This window comes from Piscibacillus salipiscarius, assembly GCF_042685285.1.
GTDB lineage: Bacteria > Bacillota > Bacilli > Bacillales > Alkalibacillaceae > Piscibacillus > Piscibacillus salipiscarius.
Genome location: NZ_JBHUMZ010000010.1, coordinates 1 through 16,176, shown reverse-complemented (window position 1 = coordinate 16,176; position 16,176 = coordinate 1). Strand labels below are relative to the sequence as shown.

Sequence of the window (16,176 nt, the reverse complement as noted above, 5' to 3'; positions counted from 1 at the left end):
TAATATGGTGGTAAAATGATACAATTAAAAATGGTCGAAGACATAATTCCTAAAGACACCAGCGTCATAAAATATGATATATATAAATTGTGTGAAATTATTTTGGAGATATCCAGTATACATAGCGATTTTTCTAATGAATCTTTAACAGGTAGTGATATAAATCTAAAAAGAACGAAAGTTAATGATATATTAAAAAATGTAGGAGATGAGGACGCATACTCAATAATACCTGGTTATTTATATAATCTACGTCAATATTTAAATGAGCTTGAATTTTTAACTGTAGAACTTGATCTAGATTATATTTATAATGATTTAGACTTTAGGCTGAGAGTAAAACAACCGGAATCTATTATATATAAATTAGGTCATTATAATAATGGGAAGAGAGAAAATGGAAAAATACCATTAAATAAATGTTTGAATGATTTATTAGGATTTAGGATTTCTTTAGAAGGTTTTGATCATGAATGTGAAGAATTTAAAAAAATGTGCAGGATAATTAAAAAGTTTTATAAAATAAAGTATATAGACTCTTCAAAAGGGGAATATAAAGCTACACATATATATTTTTATGGTAATAACAATAAGTTTTACCCCTGGGAGTTGCAAATATGGTTACCAGAAGATTTTCAAACTAATTATGATTCACACGAAAAACACAAGCAAGAATACATAAAATCTGCTAGTATACATAAAGATGCATTTAAGGAGGTGTGACATTTGGCTTTTCATTTTATGTTAATTATGAGTCACTATAGACGCGGGCGTAGAATAGGCTGGCACTATTCTTCAGATGTAAAATTGGATAAACAGGAAATAAATGAACTTCTTCATAAAATAAAGAAAAAATGTGGAGATATGCAATTTGGGATTCATAAATTATCTACTGATTCAACTTCCTTAGATTCTGTTTTTGAAAAAGATAAATTTTTTGAAGATGTTATATTTACGCAAAACAAGGAAGAGTTTTTAGACCTGGTAACAAGCGATAGAGAATTAACTGCATATGATATTTCAAAATTTATTTTGTCTGTAGTACCAATGTCACATTTAAAACTCCAAAAAATTTTATATTATTGTTATGCTGAATTTTTAAAGAAAACTGGTGAAAAGTTATTTGAAGAACCAATTGTATCTTATAAATATGGACCTGTGGTGGAAAGCGTATTTAATAAGTTTACTGTTCATGGTTCTTCAGTGATTGATTACCAAGAAGATGAATCATTTATTATTAAACCAAATGAAGTTGTGGCCACTCCGTCATTTATTAAATTGTCCTTATCTGAGCATGGGTTGGTGGCTACTGAATGTATTTTAAGTGTATTAAGTGAATATGGACAAGAAAAACCGTTTAATCTTGTTAGAAAAACTCATAAAGTAGGTGGCCCGTGGCAACGGGTGTACAGAGAAGGGTTTAATAGAGAAATAACTGATGATTTAATTATAAGTTATCATGATATTGTGAAATAAGGAGAGTCATATGACTCTCCTTAAAATATATCTGCAATTTCGTTTGTTAAACTCCTGCATAATTCATTAGTTTCATTAACATAACTCCGTTTTGGTTTGGAATTGTCTATATACAAATCCCAATCCTCATAATACCAATAATACTCCCATGTTTCTTGAGTCACTAAATGACCTTCAAAAATGTAATCCATTAAAATATCACCTCCTAACTCTAGAATCGAGATTAAAAGAAGATTAGTGTTAAAATTTAATTGAGTTTTCAAATTATAAACAAGTCATTAAAATCCTATCACTTTTTGTCGAAATAAATAATATGTAAGTTGAGATATAAAGTGGTAGAGGTGAAATTAGTGTCTAAGAAAAGAACCCCAGATTCATTGTTTAATGAAATTGCACAAGATAACGAGGTGTTACAACGATTTAAACATCATTCATTAAGAGTGATGTATCTATCTTCGATGCTAGCAAAAAAAGTTGGCGTCTACGATGAAGATTTACATATTGCTTCATTACTACACGACATTGGTAAAATAGGCATCAGCAAAGAAGTGTTATTTAAGAAAGATAAATTAACTGGACTAGAATGGACAATTCTTCAAAGTCATAGTCATGTTGGTAATTTGATTGTGAGAAAAGAACTTGGAAAGACGCGAGCAGCTGAATTTATAAGAGATCATCATGAGAATTGGGATGGTACTGGGTATCCACGCAGGTTAATGGGTGAGGAAATTTCTATCCAAGGTAGGATTATAAGGGTATGTGACTCTTTTGATGCCATGACCTATGACATGAGAGATTATAAATTAACAAAAATGTCTTATAGAGAGGCATTTGATGAGTTGGAAAGATGCTCCTGGAAAGAATTTGATGGTAATTTAGTTCAAGATTTTATCTCGTTACTAATAGAAATTGAATTACCTGACTCCTGGTATGATAGTTTTGATTCAACGTTCATGGAGAATATATTTAAGAAATTAGATAATCCAACAGATATACTATAAAAACAACCCCAAACTAGGGGTTATTTTTCCTCTTCAATTACTTTCACAATTTTTTCTAAATCTTCAACAGCTTTATCTTTGGAATACTGGCTATCATATTTAAGCTGGCAAGCTACTTCTAATATCTGAGTGATTAAAGCATGTTTATCATATTTTTGTTGCAAGTCCACTTTTGATCACCTTTCGTCATTAACTTATACTGTTGCGCCTACTAGCTTCTAGTTTATGCAAACAAACGGCAAGTCTTTTCTCAATTTCATAATTCAAATCCTCAAAATGCAAACCATACGTTATAAGTGATTCTTTTATATGCTCTTCTTTACGCAATAATAGTGCTCTAATATTGAACTCTTCTCCATTTATAGAAAAATATGATTCAACAAGAATGTTGGAACTTATAGGTAGGTTATACTCACTTACTATCTTAATCCCACTTATACTTATATCTTTAATGTAACCATGCATTTTCTTTCCGGCTAATTTGTTTAAATTTTGATGCTGACTGTGTAAGAACGTTAATTCGATTGGCTCGTGATGAACATTAACTCTATAATCACCTCTCCGATTGTTGATGACTGAATTAGTAACTGGCTTATTGGTATTAGATTTTAATTCATGCTGAAGTAAATTTATTTGTTTCAACCTTATCTTATTCTTTTTTAATAATTTCATTATGAATAACAGAGAAGCAATTATAATAATTAATTCATAGAAAATAACGTATTTCATAATTTTCTCCTTTAATTTAGTAAAGTTAAATTAGAAGGTCTCCCTAATAAGTAACCTTGTCCATAAACTGCTCCGTTATCACGTATAGAAAATAGAGTATCGATTTCTTCAATTCCTTCTAAGATTAGCCTGATTTGTAGCTCTTTACAGTACTTGATTAGTAACTTAATCAATAATGTTTTCTCTTTTGAATGATTAAAAGCTTGGGTTATGTTAGCATCAATTTTAATAATTTCTGGATGTAATTCTATAATTTTTACTAGCTCTGAACTGCCCTTTCCTACATCGTCAATGGCAAGAAGAATGTTTCGGTTTTTTAGATAATCACTTTGTAAAACTAATTCTTTTATATCTTCAACAGCCTCAGACTCATTAATTTCTAATGTTATGTTAAGGTTAAGATTTGAAAATTCATCTATAAATTCTAAAAAGTTTGGGTTAATAAGGGTTGATGGGTACACATTTAAAAAAAGGTAATGATCTTGTCTATATTCTTTGGTTCTTATAAATTTATGTATAGCTTTCTGGATAGATACCGTATCTAACCAGTATAAGTAACCTTCTTTTTTTGCTTCTTTAAATACTTGTTCAGGGTTATCACTTTGAGTAGTTCTTAGTAGTGCTTCATATCCAATCACTTCAAACTTATTAAGATCATAAATAGGTTGATACAAATGATAAATATCTTTTTCACGAATTTCTTCCTTCATATTGAAACACACCTTCTGAATTTAACCGTAATACAAAATTAGTTCGACTTTGCTATGGACGTTTAGCTTCTTATAAATACTCTTGATGTGTGTATTAATTGTATTCTTTGATGAATAGGTTTTATCAGCAATTTCTTTCGTTGAGAGTCCAGAGAGAAGTAAATTAAAAATTTCATATTCTCTTTGTGTTAACGTTTTTTTTTACTACTTAATTCACTTTTCCATTCACTAGATAAGTTTATAAATCCTTTCAGCAGCTGTTGATATCTACTCTTCTGTGTGGGCGTAATATTTTGATCTTCTTGGGTGAGAGCTATATTGATGGCATCTATAATATCGTGAATTTCATCTTGTTCAAATTTAACTGTGGTTAATAACTCCAAAAAAAAAGCACCTCCGAAATATGTGTTTGTAGGAATAGATAAATGCAATAAATACAACTTACACTATATGATAAAGATTTTTAATAACCCAAATAGGTTATTTTTCCACCCATTTAAGGTATTTTTATAGGTAAAAACGCATAAAAAAACTTGGCTAATTTAACCAAGGTGCTTGAATCTATAAATATCTTTATCAATTGGCGTTTTTACTTCTTAAATTTTGGCCAACCCTTGTATCCTGGTTAGATAAATTAATTATCTCTAAATTTTAAAGGGAATTTAGTTGCTATCCTATAATTTATTTATTCGTCCATACAGGATACAAGAGTTAGCTACAACTAAAGTTATAATAATATTTAAAAAAGTCAATGAAAAAAATATGACTTTGTAAATAGCAAACTCAAATAATAGCGTTATATAAATACTTGATGTATAATATTTTACAGTAGTCAACTGTTGACGAACTGTTGACCAAATTGAACAATATTTGGTCTTAGATAGTCTGAAACAGTGTCAAGGTGATTATCAGAAGCCTTGAAATGACTAGGGTTTAATCGTGTTCAGTATTAATAAATCTGAATACTGATTCTTCGGGGCTGGGTGAAAATCCCGACCGGTGGTGATGAATGGAGAACCATTCTAAGTCCGCGACCCGCTTTTTGCGGCTGATCTAGTGAAAAACTAGAACCGACAGTGAAAGTCTGGATGGGAGAAGGATCGGATCGTTAACCGTGTATAAGAAAAAGGGGGTTAACGATTGAGAGATAAGTATTTTTTCATGCATCATGCCTTAGAACTCGCGAGACTTACCATAGGTCAAACGCGGCCGAATCCGTCAGTTGGTGCGGTCGTTGTTAAAGACGGCAAGGTAGTGGGTACAGGTACACATATGAAGTCTGGTGAACCACATGCCGAAGTGTTTGCCCTCAAGCAAGCCGGTGAACTCGCTAAAGATGCGGAGATTTACGTGACGTTAGAGCCTTGCGCACATTATGGCAAAACGCCTCCGTGCGCTAAAGCGATTATAGACGCTGGGATTAAAAAGGTCTACGTTGCAACGCTTGACCCGAACCCGAAAGTTGCTGGTGGCGGGGTTGAGTGGATTCGTAGTGAGGACATTGATGTTGAAGCTGGGATTTTAGAACAAGAAGCTCAAGATATAAACAAAATGTTTTTTCATTTTATGAAAACAAAACGTCCATATATCACGCTTAAAACAGCTGTTTCCCTAGATGGAAAAATGACAGCTAATAGTGGTGATAGTAAATGGATTACAAGTGATCAATCAAGATTAGACGTTCATCATAATCGTCACAGACATGACGCCATTTTAGTCGGTAGTGAGACGGTGTTACGAGATGATCCTCTATTAACCACCCGTTTGCCCCGCGGAGGTATGAACCCTACACGTATCGTCCTCGATACACATTTATCTATTCCATTAGAAGCAAAGCTTTTAACAAATGATGATTCAAATACCATAGTAGTTTGCGGAAAAGAAGCAAATACTAATAAAGAAAAAGCATTGAATGAAATTAGTCATGTTCAGGTTTGGAGGCAGAACTCTGACCAAATCGATTTAGAGTTGCTTTTGGGTCAAATGGCTGAGGAGAAGCTCATGAGCCTTTATGTTGAAGGTGGTTCAACGATTCATTCAGCTTTTATCCAAAATCAATTATTCAATGAAATACATGTCTACATGGCGCCGAAATTAATCGGGGGAGCCATGAGTAAATCTTTTTATAATCAATTAGGTTTCGATGAAGTTAAAGATTCGATCCAAATCGAATTCGACTCCGTTGAAACAATTGGTCAAGATCTTAAAATAATCGCAAAGCCTCACGAAGAGGAGGATTCATAATGTTTACAGGTATTGTTGAAGAAGTAGGCACCATTAAACAAATGACACAAGGTGCTGAGTCGCTACAACTTACAATTGAAGTTGAAAAAATCACCCAAGATGTTCAGTTAGGCGACAGCATTTCAGTTAACGGTGTTTGCTTAACGGTAACTAACTACACAGATACAACTTTTGACACAGATATCATGCCAGAGACCTTCCATCATACAGCATTAAAAAGCTTACAAGAAGGTTCAAAAGTGAATCTTGAACGGGCGATGCCAGCAAATGGCCGCTTTGGAGGGCATTTCGTATCAGGTCACGTCGATGGGGTCGGAAAAATTGTTAAACGTGAGAGTAAAGATAACGCCGAGTATTTTTACATTGAAGTGCCAGATGAACTAGCTAAGTACTTTATGTTAAAAGGTTCTGTCAGTGTTGACGGGACGTCGCTTACCGTATTTGGCGTAGAGAGTAATCAGTTTACGATTTCACTTATTCCTCATACTCAAGAAGCAACGATTTTAACATCGAAGCATGAAGGTGATGAAGTGAATATCGAGTGCGATATGTTACTCAAATATGTACATCAATTAGTAAAACCAAGTGAAAGTGAATCAGAAGGCATATCCGTTGAACAAATACGCCGTGCTGGTTTTATGGGACAATAATAGAGAGAGTTATAGGAGGGGCAAATATGTTTGATTCAATACAAGAAGCAATTGACGATTTAAAACAGGGGAAGGTCGTCATTGTCGTTGATGATGAAAACCGAGAAAACGAAGGAGACTTCGTGGCATTAGCCGAACATACGACGCCAGAAGTGGTAAACTTTATGGTGAGTGAAGGACGCGGATTGCTGTGCGCGCCGATCACTCAAGAGAAAGCCGAGCAGCTGCAGCTTAATTTAATGGCTGACGTTAACACGGATAGTCATGGAACGGCTTTTACCGTAAGTATTGACCACGTTGATACGACAACTGGAATTAGTGCCGATGAACGTTCAAGAACGATTACACGTTTAGCGGAAGACGATGTCGTACCAACAGAGTTTAAACGACCAGGTCATATTTTTCCGTTAATCGCGAAAAAAGGTGGCGTGCTACGTCGTGCAGGTCACACTGAAGCAGCTGTTGATTTAGCAACTTTAGCAGGGTCTAAGCCAGCTGGAGCGATTTGTGAAATCATGAATGAAGACGGTACGATGGCGAGAGTTCCAGAACTTCGTAAGCTAGCTGACGAGCATGGGCTTAAACTAGTTACGATTGAAGATCTAATCAAGTATCGCCGAATGCATGAAAAACTCGTTCATCGTGAAGTTGAAATCAGTTTACCGACTTCTTACGGAGATTTTCGTACGATTGCCTACACGAACCAAATTGACGGTCGTGAACATATTGCTTTAGTTAAAGGCGATATCACACCAACGGAACCAACATTAGTTAGAGTTCATAGTGAATGTTTAACTGGGGATGTTTTCGGGTCACACCGTTGTGACTGCGGCCCTCAATTAGAGTCAGCTTTAAAACAAATCGAAGAAGAAGGCAAAGGAGTTCTTCTTTATATGCGCCAGGAAGGCCGGGGCATAGGACTTTTAAATAAATTAAAAGCTTATAAACTTCAAGAAGAAGGCTATGATACGGTTGAAGCCAATGAAAAATTAGGCTTTCCAGCTGACTTACGAGATTACGGTATTGGAGCGCAAATTTTAGAAGATTTAGGTGTCAGGAAAATGCGCCTGTTAACCAATAATCCGCGTAAGATTAAAGGTCTTCACGGATACGATTTAGAATTGGTTGACCGTGTACCACTTAAAATGGCACCCAATAAAGATAACCAAAAATACTTAGATACGAAGCGCGATAAATTAGGACACTTATTCTAAAACGGAGGGGAATAATATGAAAACAATTGAAGGAAATTTAGTCGGATCAGGATTGAAAATTGCGATTGTAGCAGGACGTTTTAACGATTTTATTACTGAAAAGTTAGTCGATGGTGCGATTGGCGGCCTTAAGCGCCATGGTGTCAAAGAGGATGAAATCACGTTAACGTGGGTTCCTGGCGCATTTGAGATTCCGCTTGCTGCGAAAAAATTAGCAGCATCTGGTGACTATGATGCTGTCATTACACTTGGAGCGGTCATTAAAGGTTCAACGCCTCACTTTGATTATGTATGTAGTGAAGCGGCAAAAGGTGTTTCACATGCTAGTTTAGAAACGGGTGTACCCGTTATTTTTGGCGTCATCACGACCAATACAATTGAGCAAGCAATTGAACGAGCTGGCACCAAAGCAGGCAACAAAGGATACGACGCAGCAGTCGGCGCGATTGAAATGGCTAATTTAGTAAAAGAGCTTTAAATTTTCATAAAGATGAAACAATCTAATTGTCTATGCGTTTGGCCTATCTGTTATAATGAGTTTAGCTCAAAGAAATAGGTGATGTAGCTATGATGGAATTTCTTTATTTTCCACAAGATAAAACCGAATATATTCCGGCCCTCATCTCACTATTATTGTTTATGACAGTGGCCGTTTTATTTATGCGAATGATTATAAAAAAAGCTAAGCGCGAGCAGGAGAAGTTTGAATCAAAGTACCCTGAAGCCAAGCGCGAATCTCAGCAACCTAGGTGACTCCCGTTCATCTAGGTTGTTTTATAGACCCTCAGGTGCTTTTGAACGTCTTTCGGCTCGTTATGAACGTAAGTTTTAATTTTATAAACGGGTTTTCCGAGTTTTTGAACGTGGATTCAAAACTTATGAACGGGGGTTTAAAATTTATAAACGTATCATACGAAATTAAAATAGCTACGCGATCTGGAGACTTTTGTACGAAAATCTCTGAAAATGACTTTTGCATGTTTAAGATTCCTCATTTTTCTACAAACTGAATAATGAGGTGAGATAGATGCGAAAACTATTTTTAGGAATCGGCTGTTTTTTGATATTATCTGCCTGCCAAGCAGACGCTGAATCGATTTATGAAGCGGATATCAAAAACCAAGATTTAGATATAATCGGTAAGGCGAAGTTTCAAACGGATCCCGGAGGCGTTAAACTGACGGTTAACTTAGAAGGCCTTGAGCCTGGTTTTCATGGTATACACCTTCACGAATTCCCAAAATGTGAAGCGCCGACATTCGAGTCTGCGGGTAACCACTGGAGTAATCAAGGTGAAAAGAAACACGGTCTGATGCATCCAGAAGGTCATCATATAGGGGATATGACTAACCTTGAAGTAAAGCCAGATGGGACGGCAACTTATGAATATGTCATTAAAGATGCAACACTTCAAGATGGGAAAGGCTCGATTTTTAAAGATGATGGAAAAGCATTAGTGATACACTCCGGTCAGGATGATGGAGTCAGCCAGCCTGCTGGTGATTCTGGAGACCGCGTTGCCTGTGCTGAAATTATCAAAGGTCAAAAACGTTCAGAAGGACAAAACCCAGGCGATCAAGTAGAAAAGAAAGAAGAAGAGAAATAATAGAGAACTACATTATAAGAAGTGTAGATGAGCAGTTGTTAAAATGAAAAAAAGAAATGCCTGAAACTCCTGTGGAAAGGGAGGGCATTTCTTTATTTTTTCTGCTAAGGCTATCTATTCAAACGCTTTAATAATTCGGTCGATTCCTTCTTCGATAATTTGGCTTGGAGAAGCAATATTAATTCTCATAAACTTCTCACCTTGATCACCGAAGGATTTACCATCGTTTAAACCAACTTTAGCTTCATCACTTAGCTTGCGCTTGATTTCATCGTGTTCAAGACCCGTTTTTGTAAAGTCTAACCACACGAGATAAGTACCTTCAGTGTCGACCGATTTAATCTTAGCTGACGACTGTTCAAGTTTTTCATCAATTAACTTTTTGTTGTCTTCTAATTTTTGAATTAAAGCATTTAACCAGTCTTCTCCATGCTTATAAACCGTTTCTAAAGCCGTAAATGCAAACGTATTAAGCATTGAAAAACCTTGCCTCATCAACTGTTCATTTACTTTCTTCTTCAAATCCTCATTAGGCGAAATAACATATGAAGCCTGAAGGCCTGCAATATTAAACGTTTTAGAAGGCGCCATTAGTGTAAACGTTAATTCGTTAATTTTGTCATTTAACGAAGCAACAGGAATATGCTCGTAGCCATCAAACACAATATCTGCATGAATTTCATCAGAAAATAAGTACACGCCGTATTTCACACATAAATCGGCTAGCTTCTGAAGCTCATCTCGGCTCCAAACACGCCCAACTGGATTATGAGGACTACATAAAATAAAAGCCTTTGCACCATTTTTTAATGTTTCTTCTAAATGCTCAAAATCCATTTCATAATGTCCGTTGTTATTAATAAGCGGGTTTTCCACTAATTCACGGTTATGAGCTTTAACAACCGAAAAGAATGGTGGGTAAACAGGTGGTTGAATAACAATCTGATCGTTTTCTTCTGTAAATACCTGAACCAGTGCGTGTAATGAAGGTATAACCCCAGGACTAAAGGTTAATAAGTCCGTATTGATTTCAAATTGATGTCGTTTAGACAGCCACCTTTTAATTGTGTTTAAAATTTCATCGTCAAAAGTGGTGTAGCCGTATAAATTATGTCTAGCCCGCTCTACTAAAGCAGTCTCGAGCTCTGGAACCGATTGAAAATCCATATCGGCAACCCAAAGCGGTAGTACATCGTTACGCCCAAATAAGGCCTCACGATATTCAAGTTTAGCTGATCTCGTGTTTTCTCGATTAATGATTTTATCAAAATTAAATGTCATAACATTCACCTCTCTATTAAGTTTATCGAATTCTTAAGATGAATGCGAAAAAAGTGCAAAAAAAAGAGCAAAGTGCTTATCCAACACTTTGCCAAAGGGGGAATACGAGAAAGTATTACATTACTATTTATAACCGTTTTAAAAAATTATAAACATGATTTATAAAAAAATTGTAGAAAATATAAGTAAATGATCACACGCCCCACACATTGAAAGTGAGTAGAGATTGTGATAAAATATAAAATTGTGCAAAAGAAATAGCGTCGGGAGTTGTATAATATGTCAAAAATCATCGAAGAAGGACAAGTGCTTGAAGGCAAAGTAACAGGGATCCAACCATATGGTGCCTTTGTTGCGATTGACGAAAATGTCCAAGGCCTTGTTCATATTTCAGAAGTTACACACGGATATGTTAAAGATGTTAATGAACATCTTTCCGTTGGGGATGAAGTAAAAGTTAAAGTTCTAAACGTAGACGAAGATAGTGGAAAATATTCTCTATCTATTCGCGCTACTGAAGACAAACCAAAAACTCAAAACCAACCTAAGAAAAAAGCTGTTCAGAAGCAAAACGATGAAGGGACTGGCTTTAACGTTCTTAAAGATAAACTAGAAGAATGGATTGAGCAGTCTAAAGATCGTGAACAAACTTATCGTGGATAATTAAGAAAAATTAGACTTGTTTTAGTCTTAGTTTTTCAAATTAAGAAGTGTCTCAGAGGAATCCCTCGAGACACTTTTTTTGATTAAAATAAATTTTTTCTTCATAATAACAATTAGTTAGATGTAGAAAGGAGCATTCGACATGGAAAATTTCACTTTTCACAATCCAACAAAATTAGTATTCGGTCGAGGCCAACTAGAGAATTTACCTAATCTAATTCCAGACGGTGTTAAACGTGTGTTAATCGTTTACGGCGGTGGAAGCATTAAACGAAATGGAATTTTTGCTAATGTAGACAAAAAGCTAAAAGACAATGACTATGAAGTATTCGAATTTGGCGGGGTGGAGCCAAATCCGCGACTATCAACTGTTAATAAAGGTGCTGACTTCTGTAAAGAAAACAATATTGATTTCTTACTAGCAGTTGGTGGTGGAAGTGTAATCGATGCCACAAAAACCATCGCAAGTGCGGCTAAATATGACGGAGATGCTTGGGATTTAGTTACGAAAAAAGTAACTCCTCAAGATGCACTGCCACTAGGAACCGTTTTAACCCTCGCTGCAACAGGTTCTGAAATGAATGCTGGTGCCGTTATTACAAACTGGGAAACAAGTGAGAAGTACGGATGGGGATCACCATTCTCTTATCCTAAATTCTCGATTCTTGATCCAGTTCATACGTATTCAGTGCCGAAAGATCAGACCATCTACGGTATCGTCGATATGATGAGCCATATTTTTGAACAATATTTCTATCGTTCAACCAATGCGCCTGTTCAAGATCGTATGTGTGAAGGTGTGCTTAAGTCAGTTATTGAAACAGCACCAAAGCTAATTAATAACTTAGATTCATATGAATATCGCGAGACGATTATGTATGCAGGAACAGTCGCGCTTAACGGAATGCTTCAAATGGGTACTCGTGGTGACTGGGCATCTCATAATATCGAACACGCTGTATCAGCGGTTTATGATATTCCGCATGCAGGAGGGCTTGCGATTATTTTCCCTAACTGGATGAGACACAATGTTGATGTAGATCCATCCCGTTTCAAACAGTTAGCAGTAAGAGTATTCGGTGTTGATCCATCAGGTAAATCAGATAAACAAGTGGCTCTTGAAGGAATTGATCGTCTGAGCGAATTCTGGACAGCTCTAGGTGCACCATCTCGTTTAGCTGATTATGATATTGATGAATCAAAGATTGATACAATGGTTGACCGCGCAATGAAAAACGGACCATTCGGTAACTTTAATAATTTACATCATGACGATGTTAAACAGATCCTAACAATGTCGTTATAAAAAAATATAAACTAAACGCATGGTTGAGAAAACCATGCGTTTTTTTAATGTTAAAATAGATTTAGTCAAACTGACAAAAGAGCGCACGGAATGTCAGGATAAAAAGCTAATTACCCAGTATTATTGGAGTTGGAAAGGGAGTTATGTCTTGGAAGGCCTTAAACGAATGACAGATAGCATTGAATACATTGAAGATCATCTTATTGATCACATAAGCATTGATGACGTTGCAGCAGTTGCTTATTTATCAAAGTTTCATTATCAAAGACTTTTTCATATGTTAACCGGAATTACCGTTGCGGAATATATCCGTAAAAGAAGGTTGACTCGAGCTGCTCAAGAGCTTGTTTTGAGTGATAATAAAATTATTGATTTGGCATTGAAGTTTGGGTACGATACGCCAGAATCCTTTTCAAGAGCTTTTCGAGGTGTGCACGGTATGAGTCCTTCTCAAGCACGTAAAGAAGGTAGAAGTTTAAAAGCCTATCCAAAACTTTCCTTTCACATTCAATTAAAAGGGGATGAAGATATGAATTACAAAATCGTGAAAAAAGAAGGATTTAAAGTTGTTGGTAAAGAGATTCGTGCCTCAACCAAAGGTGATGAGAATTTAAAAAAGATTCCTCAATTTTGGGAAGAATCACATGAAAACGGCACGGTTGAAAAACTAGAGAAGCGAGCCGGGGATCTTGGTGTATTAGGAATTTGTATGGAATTTGCGCCTGAATTAGAGGAATTTTCGTATGTGATTGCGATAGAAAAACCTGAACAAGAACCGATGAATGGTTTAGTTGAAAAAGAGATTCCCTCTGCCACTTGGGCAGTATTCGAATCCGTTGGTGCGATGCCAGATGCGATACAGAATGTTACACATCGAATCTTTTCAGAATGGTTTCCATCTACAGGCTATGAACATGCTGAAGGACCTGAAATTGAAGCTTATCCTGATGGCGATGCTTATAGCAACGATTACCGCTGTGAAGTGTGGATTCCGATAAAAGATAAAAACTAAGATTGTAAAAAACACGTAGGTTCTCTGAATTTACGTGTTTTTAACTTATGGTATTGGAATTTTATGTTAATATAAAGTTGGTCAAAATTTTAATAAAAGGTGGGCAAGTGATGGGTTATTTTAACATCGCTAGTTTAATTTTGGGTGTGGTGGCATGGTTTATTCCAATTATTGCACTGGTGTATTATAAACAGCGCGAGAATTCAAGCTGGGCTCTTTTAACTTTTCTAAGTATTAGTGCTTGTGCGATTGCATTACTATTTCAGATTGTATATCAAAATCATTTAGTCAGGATTGAAGATTGGGCTGCATTGATGGATACATCAGGGACCTTGGTGAGAGTCGGTACTGTGTTGGTTTTAGTAACGTTAGTATCAAATGGTGTGATGATTTATCGCCATAAAGCATCTTAAATACTTTGGCAAATTCTTAAATACATGTTTATTTTTTCACCGTACATACTAGGGGTGAGGTGATAAACGTGAAACAATTAGAGTCTGGTTTAGATAACCAAATGTATGACTTATATGATTTAGAAAATATACTCAAGCGATTAGATTTTGTGATTGGCGGTAACTGGGATTATGATCATGCTTATTTTGACTATCAATTAGATAAAGACACTGAGCAATACGTTTTTCTGCGTATTCCAATATCTACGGAGATTGGCTATTTAGATGAACGTGATGCGAAGGTTCGAATCGGCAAGCCATTCGTGTTAGCTCACCGGTTCGAATCAGGTATTGATCAAGAAGGTATGAGCGGCAACCGTTCCGCTATGACTAACCAATTCGCAGCGCCAGAAGAGCCGGATGCCGATGTCGATGCCAAATATGTTCAAGAAGCTGAAGAGGTTTTGCAAAAGGTAGAAAGAGCGCTATTGCACTAATTTTTCAGAGAAAATAATGCGATCTCCTTCAACCAGTTCTTCTTGTGGTTCCGGGTTCATCATAATGCTTTCTTCACGAATAAGACCGAGCAAAAGAAGGCCTTCCTTCTTCATTTTATAGGTTAATTCAATAATCGTGTGACCCTTCCATTGTTCGGCGACGTTATGGACGATAAATTCCTGGTCTGATAATAAGGCCATCACATATTCAAACGTTTGAATTTGCTGGTGGCTAGTTAATTCATGGAAGAATAACGTACTCGTCGATTCATTGGTGCAGATGGCTTCAGATGCACCGGCACGGATGGCATTTGCTTTTTGAGCACTCGTTAGAATTTCAACCAATATCGGCACTTGGCTATTAATGCCTCGAGCCGTGATTGTGATTAAAATGGAGTATGTATCCGCATCACGCTCATATTTTGACTGATCTGCTGTAATTATAATTTTTTTTGCGTGCTCAATATTCGCCTTTTGCCACGTATTATCTAAACTTGGGTCATGTCTAATAAAGTGAACGTAGGCTACATTGATGGGGTCTTTTCTGATAGATTCATCTATAAGTACAATCGAAGTTTGATCCCCATACTGTTCATTCAGAAGTTGTATAAGTCTACGTGAGCGCTCATTCCACCCGACAATAATATAGTGATCTTGTCCTTTAAAGGCAACTCGCCCTTGTTCATATGATTTTTCTCTTGAAATCGTACTTCTTGAAAATGTCACCATATAAAATGTGATCACACCTCCGCCTAGCAGCAGTAATAAAATCCCCATTAAACGCCCTACTGTCGTCTGGGGAACGTAATCTCCATAACCAACTGTCGAACCTGTAATAAATGCCCACCAGATTCCGTCGAAAACAGTTTTAAATTCATTCGGTTCAAGCATATGAACGATGTATCCGAATAGAGTCATTGTTATAAATATGGTCCCTAATAGTCTTGCAAATTGAGGAACTTTAAAATACCATCGCTTCAATCGATATAGCATATGTGATCCCCCTCTAGACGCTATATTCATTTTGTCCATAGCTTGGGTGTTTTAAACGAGGGGACAAGTACATTATATGAACAAATTAGCTGCAAATACGGACAGATCTCCTCGGCACGCGAACAGTTAGCGCGAAAATACGGACAGATCTCCTCAGCACACGAACAGTTGGCCCGATAATGCGAACAGATCGCCTCGGCAAGCGAACAGTTAGCACGAAAAAACGGACAGATCTCCCCAGCACGCGAACAGTTGGCCCGATAATGCGGACAGATTTTCCTGACACGCGAACAGTTGGCGCGAAAATACGGACAGATCTCCTCAGCACACGAACAGTTGGCCCGATAATGCGAACAGATCGCCTCGGCAAGCGAACAGTTAGCACGAAAAAACGGACAGATC

The 16,176-nt window shown here is 36.5% G+C and carries 22 protein-coding genes and 1 riboswitch; of the genes, 14 read left to right on the top strand and 8 right to left on the bottom strand.

Annotated features, from left to right (window positions below; all coding sequences use genetic code 11):
- Positions 1-15: 15 nt before the first annotated feature.
- Positions 16-723 carry a hypothetical protein gene (locus ACFSW4_RS02170; RefSeq protein ID WP_377327186.1) on the top strand — a complete coding sequence of 236 codons (708 nt, stop codon included), beginning with the start codon at positions 16-18 and terminating at the stop codon, positions 721-723.
- Positions 724-726: 3 nt separating this feature from the next.
- On the top strand, positions 727-1,476 hold the full coding sequence (locus ACFSW4_RS02165; protein WP_377327184.1) for a Panacea domain-containing protein: 750 nt from the start codon (positions 727-729) through the stop codon (positions 1,474-1,476).
- A gap of 20 nt (positions 1,477-1,496) precedes the next feature.
- Here the strand turns inward: ACFSW4_RS02165 and ACFSW4_RS02160 are convergent, their stop codons facing one another.
- Positions 1,497-1,667: a hypothetical protein gene (locus ACFSW4_RS02160; RefSeq protein WP_279401621.1), complete on the bottom strand. Its 171-nt coding sequence runs from the start codon at positions 1,665-1,667 to the stop codon at positions 1,497-1,499.
- A gap of 159 nt (positions 1,668-1,826) precedes the next feature.
- Between ACFSW4_RS02160 and ACFSW4_RS02155 the strand changes: the two genes are divergently transcribed.
- Positions 1,827-2,477 carry an HD-GYP domain-containing protein gene (locus ACFSW4_RS02155; protein WP_377327182.1) on the top strand — a complete coding sequence of 217 codons (651 nt, stop codon included), beginning with the start codon at positions 1,827-1,829 and terminating at the stop codon, positions 2,475-2,477.
- A gap of 20 nt (positions 2,478-2,497) precedes the next feature.
- Here the strand turns inward: ACFSW4_RS02155 and ACFSW4_RS02150 are convergent, their stop codons facing one another.
- The 5 genes from ACFSW4_RS02150 to ACFSW4_RS02130 are packed head-to-tail and all read right to left on the bottom strand — an operon-like array spanning position 2,498 to position 4,299.
- Positions 2,498-2,647 (bottom strand): hypothetical protein, encoded by a 150-nt coding sequence (locus ACFSW4_RS02150; RefSeq protein WP_377327180.1) that lies wholly within the window; start codon positions 2,645-2,647, stop codon positions 2,498-2,500.
- A gap of 19 nt (positions 2,648-2,666) precedes the next feature.
- Positions 2,667-3,206: a PilZ domain-containing protein gene (locus ACFSW4_RS02145; protein WP_054753530.1), complete on the bottom strand. Its 540-nt coding sequence runs from the start codon at positions 3,204-3,206 to the stop codon at positions 2,667-2,669.
- Positions 3,207-3,217: 11 nt separating this feature from the next.
- A complete protein-coding gene (locus ACFSW4_RS02140; RefSeq protein WP_377327178.1) occupies positions 3,218-3,916 on the bottom strand; it encodes an EAL domain-containing protein in 699 nt (232 codons plus the stop codon).
- 21 nt (positions 3,917-3,937) lie between these two features.
- Positions 3,938-4,087 carry a response regulator transcription factor gene (locus tag ACFSW4_RS02135; RefSeq protein WP_369404924.1) on the bottom strand — a complete coding sequence of 50 codons (150 nt, stop codon included), beginning with the start codon at positions 4,085-4,087 and terminating at the stop codon, positions 3,938-3,940.
- A 17-nt stretch (positions 4,088-4,104) separates the two neighbouring features.
- Positions 4,105-4,299 (bottom strand): hypothetical protein, encoded by a 195-nt coding sequence (locus ACFSW4_RS02130; protein ID WP_377327176.1) that lies wholly within the window; start codon positions 4,297-4,299, stop codon positions 4,105-4,107.
- A gap of 582 nt (positions 4,300-4,881) precedes the next feature.
- Positions 4,882-5,020: riboswitch (FMN riboswitch) on the top strand.
- Between the two features lie 36 nt (positions 5,021-5,056).
- Here ACFSW4_RS02130 and ribD point away from each other — a divergent pair.
- The 6 genes from ribD to ACFSW4_RS02100 all read left to right on the top strand — a co-directional run bounded on the left by ribD (position 5,057) and on the right by ACFSW4_RS02100 (position 9,630).
- Entirely contained in the window at positions 5,057-6,160 is a 1,104-nt protein-coding gene (gene ribD, locus ACFSW4_RS02125; RefSeq protein ID WP_054753523.1) for a bifunctional diaminohydroxyphosphoribosylaminopyrimidine deaminase/5-amino-6-(5-phosphoribosylamino)uracil reductase RibD, read from the top strand.
- On the top strand, positions 6,160-6,810 hold the full coding sequence (ribE, locus tag ACFSW4_RS02120; RefSeq protein WP_054753521.1) for a riboflavin synthase: 651 nt from the start codon (positions 6,160-6,162) through the stop codon (positions 6,808-6,810). Before ribD ends, ribE begins: the two co-directional genes overlap by 1 nt.
- Before the next feature lie 26 nt (positions 6,811-6,836).
- Positions 6,837-8,024, top strand: a complete 1,188-nt coding sequence (locus ACFSW4_RS02115) for a bifunctional 3,4-dihydroxy-2-butanone-4-phosphate synthase/GTP cyclohydrolase II (RefSeq protein ID WP_377327174.1) — start codon at positions 6,837-6,839, stop codon at positions 8,022-8,024.
- A 16-nt stretch (positions 8,025-8,040) separates the two neighbouring features.
- Positions 8,041-8,502: a 6,7-dimethyl-8-ribityllumazine synthase gene (gene ribH, locus ACFSW4_RS02110; RefSeq protein ID WP_377327172.1), complete on the top strand. Its 462-nt coding sequence runs from the start codon at positions 8,041-8,043 to the stop codon at positions 8,500-8,502.
- Between the two features lie 89 nt (positions 8,503-8,591).
- Positions 8,592-8,777 (top strand): hypothetical protein, encoded by a 186-nt coding sequence (locus ACFSW4_RS02105; RefSeq protein WP_377327170.1) that lies wholly within the window; start codon positions 8,592-8,594, stop codon positions 8,775-8,777.
- A 274-nt stretch (positions 8,778-9,051) separates the two neighbouring features.
- Entirely contained in the window at positions 9,052-9,630 is a 579-nt protein-coding gene (locus ACFSW4_RS02100) for a superoxide dismutase family protein (RefSeq protein WP_279401618.1), read from the top strand.
- Between the two features lie 114 nt (positions 9,631-9,744).
- Here the strand turns inward: ACFSW4_RS02100 and ACFSW4_RS02095 are convergent, their stop codons facing one another.
- A complete protein-coding gene (locus ACFSW4_RS02095; protein WP_377327168.1) occupies positions 9,745-10,911 on the bottom strand; it encodes a MalY/PatB family protein in 1,167 nt (388 codons plus the stop codon).
- A 279-nt stretch (positions 10,912-11,190) separates the two neighbouring features.
- On the opposite strand from ACFSW4_RS02095, the gene yugI reads away from it, so the two are divergent.
- The 5 genes from yugI to ACFSW4_RS02070 all read left to right on the top strand — a co-directional run bounded on the left by yugI (position 11,191) and on the right by ACFSW4_RS02070 (position 14,781).
- Positions 11,191-11,574, top strand: coding sequence for a S1 domain-containing post-transcriptional regulator GSP13 (gene yugI, locus ACFSW4_RS02090; protein WP_054753516.1), 384 nt, complete (start codon positions 11,191-11,193; stop codon positions 11,572-11,574).
- A gap of 142 nt (positions 11,575-11,716) precedes the next feature.
- Positions 11,717-12,880, top strand: a complete 1,164-nt coding sequence (locus ACFSW4_RS02085; protein WP_377327166.1) for an iron-containing alcohol dehydrogenase — start codon at positions 11,717-11,719, stop codon at positions 12,878-12,880.
- A 34-nt stretch (positions 12,881-12,914) separates the two neighbouring features.
- On the top strand, positions 12,915-13,892 hold the full coding sequence (locus tag ACFSW4_RS02080; protein WP_369404918.1) for an AraC family transcriptional regulator: 978 nt from the start codon (positions 12,915-12,917) through the stop codon (positions 13,890-13,892).
- 110 nt (positions 13,893-14,002) lie between these two features.
- Positions 14,003-14,305, top strand: a complete 303-nt coding sequence (locus ACFSW4_RS02075) for a hypothetical protein (RefSeq protein WP_279401617.1) — start codon at positions 14,003-14,005, stop codon at positions 14,303-14,305.
- A gap of 68 nt (positions 14,306-14,373) precedes the next feature.
- Complete coding sequence (locus ACFSW4_RS02070) at positions 14,374-14,781, top strand: YugN family protein (RefSeq protein ID WP_054753512.1); 408 nt, start codon at positions 14,374-14,376, stop codon at positions 14,779-14,781.
- On the opposite strand, the gene ACFSW4_RS02065 is transcribed toward ACFSW4_RS02070, so the two are convergent.
- A complete protein-coding gene (locus tag ACFSW4_RS02065; protein ID WP_377327164.1) occupies positions 14,770-15,774 on the bottom strand; it encodes a potassium channel family protein in 1,005 nt (334 codons plus the stop codon). The genes ACFSW4_RS02070 and ACFSW4_RS02065 overlap by 12 nt on opposite strands.
- Positions 15,775-16,176: the final 402 nt, after the last annotated feature.

Coding starts and splice junctions, on each gene's coding strand:
- ACFSW4_RS02140 (WP_377327178.1), bottom strand. CDS start 3,916: ATGAAGGAAGAAATTCGTGAAAAAGATATTTATCATTTGTATCAACCT.
- ACFSW4_RS02075 (WP_279401617.1), top strand. CDS start 14,003: ATGGGTTATTTTAACATCGCTAGTTTAATTTTGGGTGTGGTGGCATGG.
- ACFSW4_RS02145 (WP_054753530.1), bottom strand. CDS start 3,206: ATGAAATACGTTATTTTCTATGAATTAATTATTATAATTGCTTCTCTG.
- ribH (WP_377327172.1), top strand. CDS start 8,041: ATGAAAACAATTGAAGGAAATTTAGTCGGATCAGGATTGAAAATTGCG.
- ACFSW4_RS02100 (WP_279401618.1), top strand. CDS start 9,052: ATGCGAAAACTATTTTTAGGAATCGGCTGTTTTTTGATATTATCTGCC.
- ACFSW4_RS02065 (WP_377327164.1), bottom strand. CDS start 15,774: ATGCTATATCGATTGAAGCGATGGTATTTTAAAGTTCCTCAATTTGCA.
- ACFSW4_RS02160 (WP_279401621.1), bottom strand. CDS start 1,667: ATGGATTACATTTTTGAAGGTCATTTAGTGACTCAAGAAACATGGGAG.
- ACFSW4_RS02080 (WP_369404918.1), top strand. CDS start 12,915: ATGCGTTTTTTTAATGTTAAAATAGATTTAGTCAAACTGACAAAAGAG.
- ACFSW4_RS02085 (WP_377327166.1), top strand. CDS start 11,717: ATGGAAAATTTCACTTTTCACAATCCAACAAAATTAGTATTCGGTCGA.
- ribE (WP_054753521.1), top strand. CDS start 6,160: ATGTTTACAGGTATTGTTGAAGAAGTAGGCACCATTAAACAAATGACA.
- ACFSW4_RS02115 (WP_377327174.1), top strand. CDS start 6,837: ATGTTTGATTCAATACAAGAAGCAATTGACGATTTAAAACAGGGGAAG.
- yugI (WP_054753516.1), top strand. CDS start 11,191: ATGTCAAAAATCATCGAAGAAGGACAAGTGCTTGAAGGCAAAGTAACA.
- ACFSW4_RS02095 (WP_377327168.1), bottom strand. CDS start 10,911: ATGACATTTAATTTTGATAAAATCATTAATCGAGAAAACACGAGATCA.
- ACFSW4_RS02105 (WP_377327170.1), top strand. CDS start 8,592: ATGATGGAATTTCTTTATTTTCCACAAGATAAAACCGAATATATTCCG.
- ACFSW4_RS02170 (WP_377327186.1), top strand. CDS start 16: ATGATACAATTAAAAATGGTCGAAGACATAATTCCTAAAGACACCAGC.